The following is a 17,220-nucleotide window of genomic DNA, read 5'->3' as shown; positions in this document are numbered from 1 at the left end:
ATCCTCGTGTTACTCGGCCGCCTCGGACGTCGGCGCCGGTCCCATCTTGGAATTGTGCAGGTCGACGTTGAGGCCGAGCGAGCGCATTTCCTTGACCAGCACGTTGAACGATTCCGGGATACCCGCCTCGAACGTGTCGTCGCCGCGCACGATCGCCTCGTACACCTTGGTGCGGCCGGCGACGTCGTCCGACTTCACGGTCAGCATTTCCTGCAGCGTGTAGGCCGCGCCGTAAGCTTCCAGCGCCCACACCTCCATTTCGCCGAAACGCTGGCCGCCGAACTGCGCCTTGCCGCCCAGCGGCTGCTGGGTGACGAGCGAGTACGGACCGATCGAACGCGCATGGATCTTGTCGTCGACCAGATGGTGCAGCTTGAGCATGTAGATATAGCCCACCGTGACTCGGCGATCGAACGCATCGCCGGTGCGGCCGTCATAGACGGTCGACTGGCCGGAGGCGTCGAAGCCCGCAAGCTTCAGCATCTCCTCGATGTCGGCTTCCTTGGCGCCGTCGAACACCGGCGTCGCGATCGGCACGCCGTGGCTCAGATTCCTGCCAAGCTCCACGAGCTCGTTGTCGTTCAACGTCTTGATGGTCTCGTCGTCGCCATAGATCTTCTTCAGGGTCTCGCGCAGCGGCTTGAGGTCCTGCTTCTGATAATAGGCGTCGATGGTCTGGCCGATGCGCTTGCCGAGACCCGCGCAGGCCCAGCCGAGATGCGTCTCCAGAATCTGGCCGACGTTCATGCGCGAAGGCACACCGAGCGGATTGAGCACGATATCCGCATGCGTGCCGTCCTCGAGGAACGGCATGTCCTCGATCGGCACGATCTTGGACACCACGCCCTTGTTGCCGTGACGGCCGGCCATCTTGTCGCCGGGCTGGATCTTGCGCTTCACCGCGACGAAGACCTTGACCATCTTCATCACGCCGGGCGGCAATTCGTCACCGCGCTGCAGCTTTTCGACCTTGTCGAGGAAGCGCTGTTCGAGGCCCTTCTTCGATTCGTCGTACTGCTTCCGCATGGCCTCGATTTCGGCCATCAGCTTGTCGTTTGGTGATGCAAACATCCACCACTGCGACTTCGGATACTCCTCGAGCACGGCGCGCGTGATCTTGGTGTCCTTCTTGAAGCCCTTGGGACCTGCGATGCCCTGGCGGTTCTCCAGGAGATCGGCGAGGCGGCCATAGACGTTGCGGTCGAGGATCGCCTGCTCGTCGTCGCGGTCCTTGGCCAGACGCTCGATCTCTTCCCGCTCGATCGCCAGCGCACGTTCGTCCTTGTCGACGCCGTGGCGGTTGAACACGCGCACTTCCACGATCGTGCCCTGCACGCCCGGAGGCACGCGCAGCGAGGTATCGCGGACGTCGGAGGCCTTTTCGCCGAAGATGGCGCGCAAGAGCTTTTCTTCCGGCGTCATCGGGCTTTCGCCCTTCGGCGTGATCTTGCCGACCAGGATGTCGCCGGCGCGGACTTCGGCGCCGATATAGACGATGCCGGCTTCGTCGAGGTTCTTCAGCGCTTCTTCCGAGACGTTCGGAATGTCGCGGGTGATTTCCTCAGGCCCCAGCTTGGTGTCGCGGGCCATCACCTCGAACTCCTCGATGTGGATCGAGGTGAAGACGTCGTCCTTCACGATCCGCTCGGAGAGCAGGATCGAGTCTTCGAAGTTGTAGCCGTTCCACGGCATGAACGCGACCAGCACGTTGCGGCCGAGCGCGAGCTCGCCGAGATCGGTCGAGGGACCGTCGGCGATGATGTCGCCCTTCTTGACGGTATCGCCGACCTTCACCAGCGGACGCTGGTTGATGCAGGTCGACTGGTTCGAGCGCTGGTACTTCATCAGCCGGTAGATATCGACGCCCGACTTGGTCGGATCGAGATCTTCGGTGGCGCGGATCACGACGCGGGTGGCGTCGATCTGGTCGACCACGCCGGAACGGCGGGCGGCGATCGCAGCACCGGAGTCACGGGCCACGACGCCTTCCATGCCGGTGCCGACGAACGGCGCCTCGGCGCGAACCAGCGGCACCGCCTGGCGCTGCATGTTCGAGCCCATCAGCGCGCGGTTGGCGTCGTCGTTCTCGAGGAACGGGATCAGTGCCGCGGCGACCGAAACGAGCTGCTTCGGCGACACGTCCATATAGTCGACCTTGTCCGGCGTGATCGGCAGCACTTCGCCGGCGTGACGGCAGACGATCAGGTCTTCGGTGAAGCGGCCCTTGGCGTCGAGCGGCACGTTGGCCTGCGCCACGCGATAACGGCCCTCCTCCATCGCCGAGAGATACACGACCTCGTCGGTGACGCGGCCGTCCTTCACCTTGCGATAGGGCGTCTCGACGAAGCCGTATTTGTTGACGCGTGCGAACGTCGCCAGCGAGTTGATCAGGCCGATGTTCGGACCTTCCGGCGTCTCGATCGGGCAGATGCGGCCGTAATGCGTCGGATGCACGTCGCGCACCTCGAAGCCGGCGCGCTCGCGCGTCAGACCGCCCGGCCCCAACGCCGACAGACGTCGCTTGTGGGTGATCTCCGACAGCGGGTTGGTCTGGTCCATGAACTGCGAGAGCTGCGAGGAGCCGAAGAACTCGCGCACCGCGGCAGCCGCCGGCTTGGCGTTGATCAGGTCCTGCGGCATCACGGTGTCGATGTCGACGCTCGACATGCGCTCCTTGATCGCGCGCTCCATGCGGAGCAGGCCGATGCGGTACTGGTTCTCCATCAATTCGCCGACCGAACGCACACGGCGGTTGCCGAGATGGTCGATGTCGTCGATCTCGCCCTTGCCGTCGCGCAAGTCGACCAGCGTCTTGATGACGGCCAGGATGTCTTCCTTGCGCAGCGTGCGATGGGTATCGGGCGCGTCCAGCTCGAGGCGCATGTTCATCTTGACGCGGCCGACCGCGGACAGGTCGTAGCGCTCGGCGTCGAAGAACAGCGACTGGAACATGGTCTGGGCCGAGTCGAGCGTCGGCGGCTCGCCCGGGCGCATCACGCGATAGATGTCGAACAGCGCATCTTCACGCGTCATGTTCTTGTCGGCATGCAGCGTGTTGCGGATGTAGGCGCCGACATTGACGTGGTCGATGTCGAGCAGCGGCAGCTCCTTGTAGCCCTGCTCGTTGAGCGCCTTCAGCGACTTCTCGGTGAGCTCTTCGCCGGCTTCAGCATAGATTTCACCGGTCTTCGGATTGACGAGATCCTCGGCGAGGTAATTGCCGATCAATTCCTCGTCCGACATCCGCAGCGCCTTGAGGCCCTTTTCCTGCAACTGGCGTGCCGCGCGCACGGTCAGCTTCTTGCCGGCCTCGAGCACCACCTTGCCGGTATCGGCGTCGATCAGGTCGTTGATGGTCGAGTAGCCGCGGAAACGGGTGGCGTCGAACGGCACGCGCCAGCCGTCCTTGGCGCGCTTGTAGTTGATCTTCTTGTAGAAGGTCGAAAGGATCTGCTCGCCGTCCAGACCGAGCGCATACATCAGCGAGGTCACGGGGATCTTGCGGCGGCGGTCGATGCGCGCGAACACGATGTCCTTGGCGTCGAACTCGATGTCGAGCCAGGAACCGCGATACGGAATCACGCGCGCGGCAAACAACAGCTTGCCGGACGAATGGGTCTTGCCCTTGTCGTGGTCGAAGAACACGCCGGGCGAACGGTGCATCTGCGAAACGATGACGCGCTCGGTGCCGTTGACGACGAAGGTGCCGTTCATGGTCATGAGCGGGATGTCGCCCATGTAGACGTCCTGCTCCTTGATGTCCTTCACCGACTTGGCGCCGGTTTCCTCGTCGATATCGAACACGATCAGGCGCAGCGTCACCTTGAGCGGCGCAGCATAGGTCATGCCGCGCTGGCGGCACTCGTCGACGTCGTATTTCGGCGGCTCGAATTCATAGCGGACGAATTCGAGCATCGAGGTGCCCGAGAAGTCCGAGATCGGGAATACCGAGCGGAACACCGCCTGCAGGCCTTCGTCCAGCCGGCCGCCGGGGGGTTCATCGACCATCAGGAACTGGTCGTAAGACGCCTTCTGAACCTCGATGAGGTTCGGCATCTCGGCGACTTCCTTGATGTGTCCGAAGAACTTGCGAACACGTTTGCGACCGGTGAATGTCTGCTGTGCCATCGTGGCCTCTCATTTTCGTCGCCCTTGTGGGCGAACCTTCCGAAGCGCGACTGCCATCGCCCCCGGGTTGAATTTCGAACCGCTCAAAAGGAACAAAGCCCAATTTCAGGAATTAAGTCCTGAACCCGCACTTTAGACCTTCAAAACGCAAAACGACGCGCGGGGCGCATGACCGCACCCGCCCGTCATAACTGGTGGCTTCACGGACTGAAAAAGCCCGAAATCTGACTGTCTCCCAACGGCTTACGTCGGGAACCCTGCCGTCCCCACCGCCTGCCGCGTTTTCCTGCTGCCGCCACGATATGGCGGCGGAATCGTGGAGATTCGAGGGGCTAACCCCGCGAATCCCCACACTTTTCTGTGTACTACGCTTACTTCAGCTCAACCTTGGCGCCGGCCTTTTCGAGCTGGGCCTTGATCTTGTCGGCTTCTTCCTTGTTCACGCCTTCCTTCAGCGGCTTCGGAGCGCCTTCGACGAGGTCCTTGGCTTCCTTCAGGCCCAGGCCGGTGATGGCGCGGACTTCCTTGATGACTTCGATCTTCTTGTCGCCGGCGGCGGCCAGCACGACGGTGAAGTCGGTCTTTTCTTCAGCCGGAGCGGCAGCGCCACCGCCACCAGCGGCGGGACCGGCCACGGCCACAGCCGCAGCGGCCGAAACGCCCCACTTCTCTTCGAGGAGCTTCGCGAGTTCGGCGGCTTCGAGCACGGTGAGGCTCGAGAGGTCGTCGACGATTTTCTGCAAGTCAGCCATTGATCTATTTCCTTAAACGTTTGGTTTCGAACCAGGTTTGAGATTAGCGAAGGGTCAGGCCGCTTCGCCCTTTGAGGCATGAGCCTGAATGACGCGCGCGAGCTTGGCCGCGGGCGCGGTGGAGAGCTGCGCAATCTTGGTCGCCGGCGCCACGATGAGGCCGACAAGCTTGCCGCGCAGTTCGTCCAGCGACGGCAGCGAGGCAAGCGCCTTCACGCCGTTCACATCCAGGACGGTTTTACCCATCGAGCCGCCGAGAATGACGAACTTCTCGTTCGCCTTGGCGAATTCGATGGCAACCTTCGGCGCCGCTACCGGATCGTTCGAAGTGGCGATCACGGTCGGCCCCTTCAACAGGGAGCCGATGGCAACGACGTCAGTGCCTTCAAGAGCAATTTTGGCGAGACGGTTTTTCGAGACCTTCACCGACGCGCCCGCCTGCTTCATCTGCATGCGCAGCTTCTGCATCTGGGCTACGGTGAGGCCGGAATAGTGAGCCACGATCGCGACGCCCGTGGTCTTGAAGACCCCGTTCAGCGCTTCAACCGCGTCCTTTTTTGCCGCTCTTTCCACAGCAAGCTCTCTCCGGTTGGCGGCCTTCGCTTACGAGCGAGACCACCGGGTTGCACCCGTCGTCTCACCCAAAACCTGACCTCAAGACACCAGTCTTCAGGACACGCCGGGCAGACGACATCTTAAAAGCCTGCCCTCCCGAACCAGATGGCGCGGGGTGTCGAGGTTCGAACCAAATCAGCCATGGCGCCGCGGGAGGCGGCGTTAAGGCGAAATCCGGTCTTCACCCGTCTATGCAGGCCGTGAAATTAAGCCGTTGGAGAAACTTGTATTTCTTCGCGGGCGCCTGCAGTCTCGGACAGGATCGAGGTCATCCGGCAAGCCGAAGGACCCCTGCCGCATCCCACCGAAGCGATGAGTTTTCCTTCCTTTCGAGCAATCCAAGCGGATGTCCTGAAAGGAATGATCTCCTACCGTGTCTGGTTTTCGGAATGCGTGCACAGACGTGCCAGCAACGGCCAGCACGCCCGGAAGCGGTTGTTTACCGAATCTCACCCGGCTTGCCAAGAGCAAAATTCACACCAACTTACTCATCGGCCGCCGCAAATATTTTTCGCCCGAAATCCGAAAATTCTAACGCGTTCCGTCACAACGGGCTCATCTGGCTCGTCTTGGCCGCAGGAGGTTCCCATGCGGCGTCCGCTGGCGGCAATTCTCGCAATACCTACGGTCCTAAATGGGCTGGCCATGCTTGCGGCCGGCCGCCTCTGGTACGAAACCGTGCCCGGCGTGACCGATACCGGTCCCTATAATCCACATTTTGTCCAGGACATCGGCGCCGCGTTCGTCGTTGCGGGCCTGGCGCTGGCCGCGCGGGCATGGCGGCCGAGTACTGGCCGGCCGCCGTCGCGGGCGCCGGGTTCCTGGCCGTCCATGCCCTGCTTCATCTGATCATCATGGCAGGCGGCCACAGCCGCTACCCGGCCTTCGACCTGCTCGCGATCGTGCTGCCATCGGCAATCGCTCTCTATTCCGCCTTCCCCAACCAAGGAGAACATCATGCGTAGTTGGATCGCGCGCCGCAGCCTGCGCGCCTTTGCCAAGCGGTTTGGTTATGACGTCAGCTATCTCGAAATGATACTGAACGTCTCCCCTTCCGCCTTCTTCAAGTTTGCGCCCCTCATGAAGGCGGCTGCCCACCGCGAGTCGGTCCCGGTCGACGCGAGTTTCGCAGCCAAGATCGTCGGCGCATTGGCCGAGGACTGCGGCCCCTGCACACAACTGATCGTCGACATGGCGCTGGAGGCCGGCATGGCGAAGGACCAGATCGAGGCGGTGCTCCGCCGCGATCCCCGGGCAATGAATGACGCGACCACGCTTGGCTTCCGGTTCGCCGACGCCGTGGTGCGCCGGGCTTCCGAGGAGGACGAGTTTCGCGATGCCGTCCGGGCCCAATGGGGCCAGAAAGGCGTGATAGATCTCACGCTGGCGCTGCAACTGGGCCGCATGTTCCCGATGGTGAAGGCGGGCCTCGGCTATGCCAAGGAGTGCCGCCGCGTCAGCGTGAGTGGACACAATGTCGACGTCGTCAAGCAGGCCGCATGACAGTGATCCGCTGGCGCCCTATCGCGGGCGCCTGCTTGGGCTCGCCTATCGCATGCTCGGCAGCCGCAGCGACGCGGAAGACGTCGTCCAGGACGCCTATCTGCGCTTTGCCGGCGCGCAGGACGTGCACAACGCAGAGGCCTTTCTCGTCACCGCCGTGACCCGGCTTTGTCTCGACCGCCTGAAGAGTGCCAAGGCGCAGCGGGAGATCTATATCGGTCCTTGGCTTCCGGAGCCCGTGTTCGACGCGGAAAGTCTGTCGGCCGACGCCGCCACCGAACTGGCTGACGACCTATCGTTCGCCTTGTTGCTGGCGTTGGACCGGCTTTCTCCGATGGAGCGGGCGGCGTTCCTGCTTCACGACGTGTTCGACACGCCGTTTTCCGAAATCGCAGCGATGCTCGACCATAGCGAGGCCGCCTGCCGTCAACTTGCCTCGCGTGCCCGCCGGGCGGTGCGTGCCAACCGTCCGCTACCCGCGGCCGCGCCGGACAATCACGCGCGCCTCCTGCGTGCTTTCAGCGAAGCGGTTGCCAGCGGCGATGTCAGCCGGCTGGCTGAATTGCTGCGCGAGGACGCGGTTGCGATCACCGACGGCGGCGGCCGCAAATTCGCAGCGCGCAATCCGATTGTCGGGAAAGACAAGGTCGCGCGCTTCTTCGTCGGCATCGCCGGCACGACCGCCGGCCAGGAGGTCCGCGTCGAGCCGGCTGTCATCAACGGCGCGATCGGCGCCCTGCTCTATCTGGATGACGAACTCGACCTCACCCTGAGCATGGCGATCGACGGCGAGAAAATCGCCGCGATCTATGTCGTTCGCAATCCCGACAAGCTGCGTCACGCGCCGCGCCCCAGTTGAATGCGGATCGGTCAGCAGGAACCGATCCGCATGGATAGCTCGACGTCCTCGCCGAATGGCGTGGAGAGATAGCCGCTGGCCGGCGCGCGCACGCGCGCCAGATAATCGGGGCTGTCATCGGCATTGTCGGCGACGATTAAGGCACCCGGCCGAAGGCGGCTCTCGACCAGGCTCAGGATTTCCGGATAGAGCGCTTTGGCCCCGTCGAGCAGCAGCAGGTCGATCGCATCGGGAAGATCGGCGCTGAGCGTCTGCAGGGCGTCCCCTTCCCGGATCTCCACGAGGTCGATGAGATCGCCGGAGCTCAAATTGTCGCGGGCCCGCGCCACCTTGGATGGCTCGAACTCGCTGGTGATCAAGCGGCCGCCGCCATTGTCCCGCAGCGCCGCGGCGAGATGCAGGGTCGAGATGCCGAACGAGGTCCCGAACTCAACGATCGTCCGCGCGCGAGCGCTTCGCGCCAGCATATAGAGCAGCGCGCCGGTCTGTCGTGAGATGGCGAGCGGCGCATTCTTCAAACGCACATAGAGGTCGTGGTAATCGGTCTTGCTTCGCGTCATGCGCGCCCGGGCTTCGTGCGAGAGGTCGGCCACGGCTGCCTCGGTCTCCGCCGAGGCCGCATGGGCCTCTTCGAACAGGCGATCCAACAGGGGTGCGAGCGGGGTGGTGGTCAGGGTAGTCATGCAGGTCTCCGGTCTGGGGTGAGCGCGTTCTTGCGCCGGATTAAAAATACGACTAATCATTCGCGTTTTCTAATCGCATTCCCGCCGCTCCTGATGACCGATCGTCGAAGCCCTTCAGTTTCCTCGCGAAAACGGCCCCAACAGGCCCGCTCGACCGAGCTCGTCGCGGCGATCCTGGATGCTGCTGTTCAGGTTTTGGCGAAGGAAGGAGCGCAACGCTTCACCACGGCGCGGGTGGCCGAGAAGGCCGGCGTCAGCGTCGGATCGCTGTATCAATACTTCCCGAACAAGGCGGCGATCCTCTTCCGCCTCCAAAGCGACGAATGGCTCCAGACGACCGAGCTGCTGCGCGGCATCCTTGAAGACGTCCGGAGACCGCCGCTCGAACGGCTGCGTACGCTGGTCCACGCCTTCATCCGTTCGGAATGCGATGAGGCCCCGGTGCGTGTCGCACTCGATGACGCTGCCCCGCTCTACCGCGATGCGCCGGAGGCGCACGAAGCGAGGGCGTCGGGAGACCGCACCGTCCGGCTCTTCATGCAGGAAGCGCTGCCCGAAGCCTCGGAGGTGACGCGTGCACTGGTCGGTGAGCTGATCACAACGACGCTCAGCGCGGTGGGAAAGCAGTTTTCGGAAAGTCCTCGAACCCCTGCCGAGATCGAGACCTATGCCGACGCCATGGCGGATATGTTTTGCGCCTACCTCAAAGGGCTCGCGCACCGCGGAGACGATCAGGAGCTTGACGTCACGGGGTAAGCGAGCGGTTTGCCGGCGAAGAACGCGTCGAGATTGGCCAGCACGCAGTTCTGCATCGCCACATGCGATTCCAGCGTATGGCCGCCGATATGGGGCGAGAGCACGACATTGGGCAGCGCCATCAGGGCGTCCGGCGCATGCGGCTCCTTTGCGTAGACGTCGAGGCCCGCGCCGGCGATGGTCTGGTCGCTCAGCGCCGCGACCAACGCTGGCTGATCGATGACCGAGCCGCGCGAAATGTTGATGACGTACCCGTCCTTGCCGAGCTTGCGCAGGATGTCGGCATTGACGACGTGATGGGTATCCGCCCCCGCCCGCACCGCAATCATCAGGACACTGCACCATTGGGCCAGCGCATCGAGCGTTGAAAAATATTGATAGGGAACGTCGTGCCGGCGGCGGCTGAAATAGCCGACCTCGGTCTCGAAGGCCGCGACGCGCGCCGCGATCTTGCGCCCGATCTCGCCCATGCCGTAGACGCCTATTCTGCGGCCGAGCATGCCCGCCTGCGGGCGCATCATCGGCGAAGGCTTTGCCGCCGCCCAACTGCCGCCCCGCACGTAGTGGTCGGCCACGAGCAGACGCCGCGTCGCCGCCAGCATCAGCGTGACCGCGATGTCCGCCACAGAGGCTGCATTCGCGCCGGGGCTGTGGCCGACGGCGATGTTGCGCTTTGCCGCGGCATCGAGATCCACGCCGTCATAACCGGTGCCGTAGCAGATGATCGCGCCCAATTTCGGCATCATGTCCATCGCTTCGGCGCGCAGCGGCGTGCCCCCCGCCGTGATCAGCGCGCGAATGTCGGCGAGTTGTTCGGCGGAGAACACTTCATTTGGAGGCTTGCCCGCGGCGTTCAGGAGTTCAAAACGTTCACCGAAGCGCTCCATCTGCGCTTTTGGGAAACGCGAATAGATCAGGACTTTCTCGGGCATTTGTTTTTCCTTCTTGCCAAGTCCGGCGGCGCGACGATTACGAACTGCGAGGTCAAACTCAAAGGGCGGAATCGGTCACCCGATTCCGCCCTTGCAATTCACTTAATCCGCCACGAACTAGCCGAGCAGCGTGCCGGGCTCGACCTTGACGCCCGGGCCCATGGTGGAGGACACCGCCACCCGCTGGATGTAGGTACCCTTGGCTCCGGCCGGCTTGGCCTTTGCGACCGCATCCGCCAATGCCTTGACGTTCTGCACCAGCTTCTCCTCGGAGAACGACGCCTTGCCGACGCCGGCCTGCACGATGCCGGCCTTCTCGACACGGAATTCGACCGAGCCGCCCTTGGCGCCCTTCACGGCAGAGGTGACGTCCATCGTCACCGTGCCGATCTTCGGGTTCGGCATCATGCCGCGCGGGCCGAGCACCTTACCGAGGCGGCCCACCAGCGGCATCATGTCGGGGGTGGCGATGCAGCGATCGAAATCGATGTTGCCGCCCTGCACCTTCTCGACGAGATCTTCGGCGCCGACGACGTCAGCGCCCGCAGCCTTGGCTTCTTCCGCTTTCGCCCCGCGCGCGAACACACCGACGCGCAAGGTGCGGCCGGTGCCGTTCGGCAGGTTGACGACGCCGCGAACCATCTGGTCGGCGTGACGCGGGTCGACGCCGAGATTGATCGCGATCTCGATCGTCTCGTCGAACTTCGACTTGGCGCGCTCCTTGACCATCTTGATGGCATCCGCGAGCGGATAGAGCTTCTCGCGATCGATGCCCTCGCGGGCCTTCTTCAAACGCTTTCCGATTGCCATGGCCCGTTACCCCGCAACTTCCAGACCCATCGAGCGGGCGGAGCCCTCGACCATCTTCATGGCCGATTCGATGGTATCGCAATTGAGATCCTTCATCTTCTTCTCGGCGATCTCGCGCACCTGCGCCTTCGTCACCTTGCCGGCCTTGTCGCGGCCCGGAGCTTTCGAGCCGGACTGGATCTTGGCAGCCTGCTTGAGGAAGTAGGACATCGGCGGCGTCTTCATCTCGAAGGTGAAGGAACGGTCCGCATAGATGGTGATGACCACCGGAATCGGGGTGTTCTTTTCTTCCTTCTGCGTCTGCGCGTTGAACGCCTTGCAGAATTCCATGATGTTGAGACCGCGCTGACCAAGCGCGGGACCGATCGGGGGCGACGGGTTCGCCGCACCGGCCGGGACCTGAAGCTTCAGGTATCCGGTCACTTTCTTTGCCATGTATCACTCCTGTTGTGCCGGCCGGGGCCGGCGGTTTCAGGGTCCGTGGTTCGGTTGAAGCGCGGTTGGCGACCGCCCTCTTCCTCCCACGGCCTTAGTTGACGCGAAGACAAGCTTCGCGCCGCTCCGATCAGACCTTCTCGACCTGACCGAATTCCAGTTCGACCGGCGTGGCGCGGCCGAAGATCGACACCGCGACCTTCACGCGCGAACGCGCCTCGTCAATTTCCTCGACCACGCCGGAGAACGACGCAAACGGACCATCGGCCACGCGGACGTTCTCGCCGATTTCGAACGATACCGACGCCTTCGGACGTTCTACGCCTTCCTGCACCTGATGCAGGATCCGCATCGCTTCGGATTCGGAGATCGGCATCGGCTTGTTTTCGGCGCCGAGGAAGCCGGTTACCTTGGGCGTGTTCTTGATGAGATGAAACGCCTCGTCGGTAAGCTTCATCTTCACCAGCACATAGCCCGGAAAGAACTTGCGCTCGGCGTCGATCTTGCGGCCGCGGCGCACTTCGGTGACCTTTTCGGTCGGCACCAGCACCTGGTCGAACAGTTCCTCGAGCCCGCGCTGCTTCGCCTGCTCGCGGATCGATTCCGCGACCTTCTTCTCGAAATTCGAATAGGCGTGAACGATATACCAGCGCTTGTCCATCGTAAGGGTTCCGGTGCTCATCAGTGGACGCCCAGCAGGAAAGTGACGACGTAGCGGATGACCAAATCCGACAGGAAGAAAAAGATCGAAGCCAATGCAACCATCACGAACACCATGATCGTGGTGATCGTCGTCTCGCGGCGCGTCGGCCAGGTGACCTTGGCGGTCTCCGAGCGCACTTCCTGCAGGAATTTGAACGGGCTGAAAGCCATCGTTGGTTACCGCGTCCTTCGTGAGACGATTGAGATTTAAAGTGAATCCGAACAGCCCTCTTCTGCCCAGCCCTCTCTCGAAGGATGAGCCGCAAAAGCGGGCTCGATTGTTCGGGGGAATTCAAAGCCGCGCCGGATATCCGTCAAACGGGCCGGCAGCAGGTAGCGGGTATCTACTGGCAGCCGGGCAAAAGGTCAAGGTACGGGTGCCGAGGGCCGCCCGCCGGGTCATTTCCGGCAGGTCGGCACGGACGGCGAAAAGCCCTTGGTTAATAGCCGGTACTGGCTCGCATCAAATCCTCCCGAGAGCGCAATCTGGTCCTTAAACGCTGTCGGCTATCCTCATGATCACTAAGAGGGGCAATAAGGGAATGACCATGGCGTTGGGCCAAGATCAGGAGAGGTTTTCGGGCGAGACGGCCTGGACCGTTCTCGACGCCGCGAACGACCTCGGCGACACCATCACGGTCGATGCGTGCCGGCGGGTAATCGATGCCGATCTGCGGGGCGAGGCTCCCGCCCGATCGGACATCGCGATGCTATCCGCATTCTTCGGCTAGTTGCGGCCCGGCAGGAAAGAATTCAGCCAAACCCCTGATCAACCAACGGATTTTTCGAACGGATAAGCTATTCTCTTAGCTTCTCCCGGCTTGCGTCCAGCGCATCCAAACCAGCCTGTTGAATCCGATCCGCATATTCGGCGCCGGCGTCCGACAGCTCGGCCTTGAGCGTATCGGCCCCCTCCCGGACACTTTGCGAGACAGCCCCGGCACGTTTTTTCAGGTCTTCCTTCAAATCGTCACTCAGGCTCCCGACCCACTCGTTCTCGACATTGGACCTCGCCAGAGCGCCTGCCACGGTGGCCCCGATCGCAAGACCTACGGCGCCGAGCACCAGCGGTTGCCTTTCCAGGAGGTCGGTAAGGGAGGATTGCGCCTTCGCAAAGGTCTCCTTCCGCGGCAATGCCCGGCCGAGCCGGTCGAACATTTCCCGCGCGCCGGCCATGCCATCATCGAGCCGCTCGCTCATCGTTTCCGCCGCGCCCGACATCGCATCCGAAGCGGTCGTCCTGGCGCTGCGGACCGTCTCATTGAGGCCGCGCGAGGCGTCGTCCTGCATCCGGGAGGTACGATCCCGTACGGAACCGTAAGTACCTTCCCAGGCGGAGGCGGCCGACCTTTGTGCACGTGCGCCGAGATCGGCGAGCGGCGCGGCTGCAGCCGAGACCGAACCGGCGGCGTTCTTCAGCTTGTCGCTGCCGATCAGCAGCCACAGCGCGCCGCCACCGATCAAAGCCGCGGCAAGCGGGTTCTCCCGTGCAGCCGCCGTCAAACCATCGATGAAATTTCCCTGTGAGCCACTCATCGCACCATTCCCTTCACTGTATCCTTGTCCTTTTCGAGCTGGCGCAACGTTTCACGCGGTGTCAGATGGCGTGCATCGAGCCGGTTCATGCCCACCGCGAACAGGATGGCCGCGACGACCGCGGCAATAATCGCCGAGATGAGATAAGACACCGGCTGCGACCATCCGCCTGCAATCAAAGCCGCGGACAGCGCAAACAGCGCCATGACTATTGCAGGAATAACCAGGACTGCACCCGCTGCAATGAGGCCGATAGCGGTGCCGATCTGCTGAACTTTCTCGCCGAGTTCGGCCTTGGCGAGATCGACCTCGCTCTGGAAAAGTTTTGCGAATTGCGAAAGCGCATCACCGAGGAGATGCGAGATCGCCCGAAGATCGGTTTTCGTGTTCATGACGCCTCACTCTTGTATGATCCCGAGGATTGAGACGGATTGTAGGTTGATGACGTGTACGGTGAGGAGGAAGAGCCCTCGCTTGGCGGGCTCGCGCTTCCCGATGCCTTCAGGAACCGGACAGCCGCAAAGCCGGCTAGCACCGACAGACCCAGAAACGCCGCAGGCTGCCGCTTGGCGAAATCCGTCGCGCCATCGACGAGATCACGGAAGCTTCCGTTGCGGATCCTCTCGGCCGCCTCGTCGACATATTCGGCCGCCGAATTGATGCCGCGGGCTGCAAAAGGCATGTCGTTTTCAAATGCCCGTGCCGCCTGCCTGATATCGCCGGCGAGTTTCCCGACAAAGTCGGCGCCTGTGCCCTGTTGTTCGCGCGCCTGATCCTGGAAGCGATCCGCAGCTCCAGCGACGGCTTCCTTGGCGGCATCAGCCGCTTCCTTGAGGTTGTCGCGCGCCGCCTCCGTCGATGCCTTGAGCGCATCGCCGCCGCGCTGTTTGATCTCGGCGCCCGCATCCGCCGCCTGGTCCTTCAGGTTCTGGGAGGTGCCGGTCTGGTTCTGGGTAATATTCTCATTACGGGTGTTAAGGTCCAAATCGCTCATGGCCGCCTCATTCTAACTATTTGGGTTTCGGGAAGGATCGAAGGCCGTCGTCACGACGTCCTCAGTGACCTCTTTGAGCCTGTCGGTCACGCCCTCGGCGATACGGCCGGCGTGTCCGCCGAGATCGGCCTCGGATATGGTTGTTGCTGCAGCTTCGGCAGCCGAGAACACCGCGTCCTTGCCCGCCTCGAATCCGGATTGCGCCGCAGAGCCGGCCGCGCGCCGCACACGATCGCTCGCCTTGCCCACGACGCCTGCCTCCACCTTTGTACTGGGAAGGGAGGCGGCGATGATCGCGCCGATTGCAACGCCGAGGCCACCGATCAATGCGGCGTTATCCCGGATCGCGTTGCTTGCAGTCGCCGGCGCACTCGTCGCCGTGGATCGAACGCGCTCCATCTTCTCCTTTGCCATCCCGGTAGCAGCATCCATGCCGGACCTGACCTTGTTAGCGACGGCATCGGCCGCCTGCGTCGCACGGTCCTTCAGGTCACCGGCTATTCCGCTCGCCGTATCTGCCACGCCGCCGGCGGTTTCCCGGGCTTCATCAGCCATGCCGGTGGCCTGGCCCTCAGCATGTGACATCGCTTTCTTCATGCCCTCGCTGAGCGATTGCGCGCGTTCTGCCGTCTCGTCGATGGCATCCCTCACCTTCTCCAATGCCGGCGCCGCCGCTTCCGCAGCGCGATCGCGGACCGTCTTCGAGCTCAGGGCAAGGCCGGCGCCGATCATCAGCAGCGGCAGCGGAAAGCCGCGGGCCAGACGCAGCGCGGGCACGGCAATCGCAGTACCGGCCGCGATGGCCTGCATCGGATTGTCCATGGCTTGCTGTTTCAGCGCATCGAACCAGCCGTGGGTCTTGTGGCTGATGAACCCGCTCACCTCAGCCTTGATGTTTTCCGGCGAGACCTTGTAGCGGATGTCTTCTGCTGTGTCGGCGATCTGCTCCCTCAACAGGTCGACGGTTGCCGCAAACTGCGCGCGGCTTTGCTCGGAGTCCCGTCGAAGCTCCTCAACGGATCGTGCCATGTCGTCACCGCCCTTTGTTAGTTCGCGTTGTTTTGAAAACGAACTCAGGCGATATTGAATTGTTCCTAGCCCTCGCTGCGCGCCGCGGGATTGCGCGCGTCATCGATCGCCTTCGTCAGCTCGGCGCCGAACAGAAAGATCTGTGCGGAGTAGTAGACCCAAAACATCAGGACGATCAGCGCACCGGCGGCGCCGTAGGCCGAATTCGGGGCCGCCTGACCGAGGTACCATCCGATCAGCGACTTCCCCACGGTGAACAGCAGGGCTGTGACAAAAGCGCCCAGCAGAAGATGACGCCAGTAGAGCGTCGCATCCGGCAGCACCCTGTAGATCGCTGCGAACAACACCGTGAATATAGCCAGCGACACCACCGTGTTGAGGGCACTGAGCACGACCTTGCCGGCAGACCACTGTTCCAATGCCGACAATCCGGCGCTCGCAGCCAACGAAACGATCAACATGAAGCCCAATGCACCGACGAGGCCGAGACTGGCGGCCCGGCTTCGGATCAACGCAGAGATCGGCTCGTCCGTCGGCTTGGCCTTGAACGTTGCGTTCAGTGCCGAGCGCATCTCGCCGAACACGCCGGACGCCGTTATCACCACGGTGACCACGCCGACGAGGGTCGCGGTCGCGCCGGACGTCGGATCGCTGGATCGGGCCAGGATGGATTTGATGAAGTCGCCACCGGAAGGGCCCAGCAACCGGCCGAGTTCCTCACTGATAGCGGCACGAGCGGCGTCCTGTCCGAACGCCAGGCCGGCAATCGCAACAACGATAAGGAGCACGGGGGCCAGGGATGTGGCGGCGTAGAAGGCGATGGAAGCACCACGGCTCAAGGCATCGTTCGCAACGAACCCGGATACCGCCGCCTTCAGGACCCGCCACAAGAGTCCCATTGGTCTTCCTGGCCTCCTCGCCCGCAGTGCAAGGCTGTAACAGCGGACGTTTGTGGAAGTTTCATCGCGGTCAGGCGCGTTAGGGGAGCCGATCGAACCATCCGCCGGACATCTCAACCAATCTGGCTCTATCGCTTCCTCATCAGCAGTCCTCGAGGTGTTTACCGTCGGCATCTACCTTTCATTCATCGGGTATTTCGTCCTGACGAAGTTCGGCGGGCTGCCTCTGCGGGGCGAGAAAGCAGTTGTCGGCGTGGCATGATTCAAACGACCCCGGCACGGCATATGACGAGCCGGATCGACCGATAGTGCGCGGAGCGACTGCCGGAATGATCGAATCTATCTTAAGTATTTGATTTTGCTGGCAGGAGTGGCAGGGCTCGAACCTGCGACCCCCGGTTTTGGAGACCGGTGCTCTACCAATTGAGCTACACTCCTGCAGGGAACCGGCGGCGTGCACCGGTTCGCGCCGTTTCAAGCATAGGGCACACCCCGATTGCAAGGGCGAAGCGGCTGGCTCCCTATCCAAAGCACGGCTTCTGAGCCAGACTTTGTCCTCCTTACAACAACAAGCGCAACGGGAGAGA

At 62.7% G+C, this 17,220-nt stretch carries 19 protein-coding genes and 1 tRNA gene; 5 read left to right on the top strand and 15 right to left on the bottom strand.

The features are described from left to right. Window positions 1–9 precede the first annotated feature (9 nt). The 3 genes from rpoB to rplJ all read right to left on the bottom strand — a co-directional run bounded on the left by rpoB (window position 10) and on the right by rplJ (window position 5,453). Window positions 10–4,128, bottom strand: coding sequence for a DNA-directed RNA polymerase subunit beta (gene rpoB / locus HCN50_RS22995; RefSeq protein WP_171712144.1), 4,119 nt, complete (start codon window positions 4,126–4,128; stop codon window positions 10–12). Between the two features lie 371 nt (window positions 4,129–4,499). Next, the gene (gene rplL, locus HCN50_RS22990) at window positions 4,500–4,880 is read right to left on the bottom strand and encodes a 50S ribosomal protein L7/L12 (protein ID WP_171712142.1); all 381 of its coding nucleotides are present in this window, start codon (window positions 4,878–4,880) and stop codon (window positions 4,500–4,502) included. Between the two features lie 54 nt (window positions 4,881–4,934). Then, window positions 4,935–5,453, bottom strand: a complete 519-nt coding sequence (gene rplJ, locus HCN50_RS22985; RefSeq protein WP_171712140.1) for a 50S ribosomal protein L10 — start codon at window positions 5,451–5,453, stop codon at window positions 4,935–4,937. 818 nt (window positions 5,454–6,271) lie between these two features. On the opposite strand from rplJ, the gene HCN50_RS22980 reads away from it, so the two are divergent. Genes HCN50_RS22980 through sigJ form a run of 3 tightly spaced genes read left to right on the top strand, consistent with a single transcriptional unit; the run spans window position 6,272 to window position 7,857 of the window. Continuing rightward, on the top strand, window positions 6,272–6,460 hold the full coding sequence (locus tag HCN50_RS22980; RefSeq protein WP_171712139.1) for a hypothetical protein: 189 nt from the start codon (window positions 6,272–6,274) through the stop codon (window positions 6,458–6,460). Next, window positions 6,453–6,998: a hypothetical protein gene (locus HCN50_RS22975; RefSeq protein WP_171712137.1), complete on the top strand. Its 546-nt coding sequence runs from the start codon at window positions 6,453–6,455 to the stop codon at window positions 6,996–6,998. The genes HCN50_RS22980 and HCN50_RS22975 overlap by 8 nt, the downstream gene beginning before the upstream one ends. Continuing rightward, window positions 6,970–7,857: an RNA polymerase sigma factor SigJ gene (sigJ, locus tag HCN50_RS22970; RefSeq protein ID WP_171712135.1), complete on the top strand. Its 888-nt coding sequence runs from the start codon at window positions 6,970–6,972 to the stop codon at window positions 7,855–7,857. Before HCN50_RS22975 ends, sigJ begins: the two co-directional genes overlap by 29 nt. A gap of 11 nt (window positions 7,858–7,868) precedes the next feature. On the opposite strand, the gene HCN50_RS22965 is transcribed toward sigJ, so the two are convergent. Continuing rightward, a complete protein-coding gene (locus HCN50_RS22965; protein ID WP_171712133.1) occupies window positions 7,869–8,540 on the bottom strand; it encodes an O-methyltransferase in 672 nt (223 codons plus the stop codon). Window positions 8,541–8,633: 93 nt separating this feature from the next. Here HCN50_RS22965 and HCN50_RS22960 point away from each other — a divergent pair, with 93 nt between their 5' ends. Further along, window positions 8,634–9,296 carry a TetR/AcrR family transcriptional regulator gene (locus tag HCN50_RS22960; RefSeq protein ID WP_171712588.1) on the top strand — a complete coding sequence of 221 codons (663 nt, stop codon included), beginning with the start codon at window positions 8,634–8,636 and terminating at the stop codon, window positions 9,294–9,296. Here HCN50_RS22960 and HCN50_RS22955 read toward each other — a convergent pair. The 5 genes from HCN50_RS22955 to secE all read right to left on the bottom strand — a co-directional run bounded on the left by HCN50_RS22955 (window position 9,272) and on the right by secE (window position 12,346). Further along, window positions 9,272–10,228: a 2-hydroxyacid dehydrogenase gene (locus tag HCN50_RS22955; protein ID WP_171712132.1), complete on the bottom strand. Its 957-nt coding sequence runs from the start codon at window positions 10,226–10,228 to the stop codon at window positions 9,272–9,274. The genes HCN50_RS22960 and HCN50_RS22955 overlap by 25 nt on opposite strands. A gap of 117 nt (window positions 10,229–10,345) precedes the next feature. Continuing rightward, entirely contained in the window at window positions 10,346–11,038 is a 693-nt protein-coding gene (gene rplA / locus HCN50_RS22950) for a 50S ribosomal protein L1 (RefSeq protein ID WP_171712131.1), read from the bottom strand. A gap of 6 nt (window positions 11,039–11,044) precedes the next feature. Continuing rightward, window positions 11,045–11,473: a 50S ribosomal protein L11 gene (gene rplK, locus HCN50_RS22945; protein ID WP_171712130.1), complete on the bottom strand. Its 429-nt coding sequence runs from the start codon at window positions 11,471–11,473 to the stop codon at window positions 11,045–11,047. A gap of 130 nt (window positions 11,474–11,603) precedes the next feature. Continuing rightward, window positions 11,604–12,134: a transcription termination/antitermination protein NusG gene (nusG, locus tag HCN50_RS22940; RefSeq protein ID WP_057849226.1), complete on the bottom strand. Its 531-nt coding sequence runs from the start codon at window positions 12,132–12,134 to the stop codon at window positions 11,604–11,606. A gap of 20 nt (window positions 12,135–12,154) precedes the next feature. Then, window positions 12,155–12,346, bottom strand: coding sequence for a preprotein translocase subunit SecE (secE, locus tag HCN50_RS22935; protein ID WP_171712129.1), 192 nt, complete (start codon window positions 12,344–12,346; stop codon window positions 12,155–12,157). Between the two features lie 377 nt (window positions 12,347–12,723). On the opposite strand from secE, the gene HCN50_RS22930 reads away from it, so the two are divergent. Further along, window positions 12,724–12,906, top strand: a complete 183-nt coding sequence (locus tag HCN50_RS22930) for a hypothetical protein (RefSeq protein ID WP_235977178.1) — start codon at window positions 12,724–12,726, stop codon at window positions 12,904–12,906. A gap of 67 nt (window positions 12,907–12,973) precedes the next feature. Here the strand turns inward: HCN50_RS22930 and HCN50_RS22925 are convergent, their stop codons facing one another. From HCN50_RS22925 to HCN50_RS22900, 6 genes are all read right to left on the bottom strand, one after another. Further along, a complete protein-coding gene (locus HCN50_RS22925) occupies window positions 12,974–13,711 on the bottom strand; it encodes a hypothetical protein (RefSeq protein ID WP_171712128.1) in 738 nt (245 codons plus the stop codon). After that, on the bottom strand, window positions 13,708–14,103 hold the full coding sequence (locus tag HCN50_RS22920; protein WP_171712127.1) for a phage holin family protein: 396 nt from the start codon (window positions 14,101–14,103) through the stop codon (window positions 13,708–13,710). The genes HCN50_RS22925 and HCN50_RS22920 overlap by 4 nt, the downstream gene beginning before the upstream one ends. Continuing rightward, complete coding sequence (locus HCN50_RS22915; protein WP_171712126.1) at window positions 14,100–14,705, bottom strand: hypothetical protein; 606 nt, start codon at window positions 14,703–14,705, stop codon at window positions 14,100–14,102. The genes HCN50_RS22920 and HCN50_RS22915 overlap by 4 nt, the downstream gene beginning before the upstream one ends. A 12-nt stretch (window positions 14,706–14,717) precedes the next feature. Further along, a complete protein-coding gene (locus tag HCN50_RS22910) occupies window positions 14,718–15,734 on the bottom strand; it encodes a DUF3618 domain-containing protein (RefSeq protein ID WP_171712124.1) in 1,017 nt (338 codons plus the stop codon). A 65-nt stretch (window positions 15,735–15,799) separates the two neighbouring features. Further along, window positions 15,800–16,633: a YihY/virulence factor BrkB family protein gene (locus HCN50_RS22905; protein WP_171712586.1), complete on the bottom strand. Its 834-nt coding sequence runs from the start codon at window positions 16,631–16,633 to the stop codon at window positions 15,800–15,802. A gap of 362 nt (window positions 16,634–16,995) precedes the next feature. Further along, window positions 16,996–17,071 (bottom strand) — tRNA-Trp (locus tag HCN50_RS22900). Between the last annotated feature and the right edge of the window lie 149 nt (window positions 17,072–17,220).

The sequence above is a fragment of the Bradyrhizobium archetypum genome, from assembly GCF_013114835.1.
Taxonomy (GTDB): domain Bacteria; phylum Pseudomonadota; class Alphaproteobacteria; order Rhizobiales; family Xanthobacteraceae; genus Bradyrhizobium; species Bradyrhizobium archetypum.
This window is presented reverse-complemented; position numbering and strand designations above follow the sequence as displayed.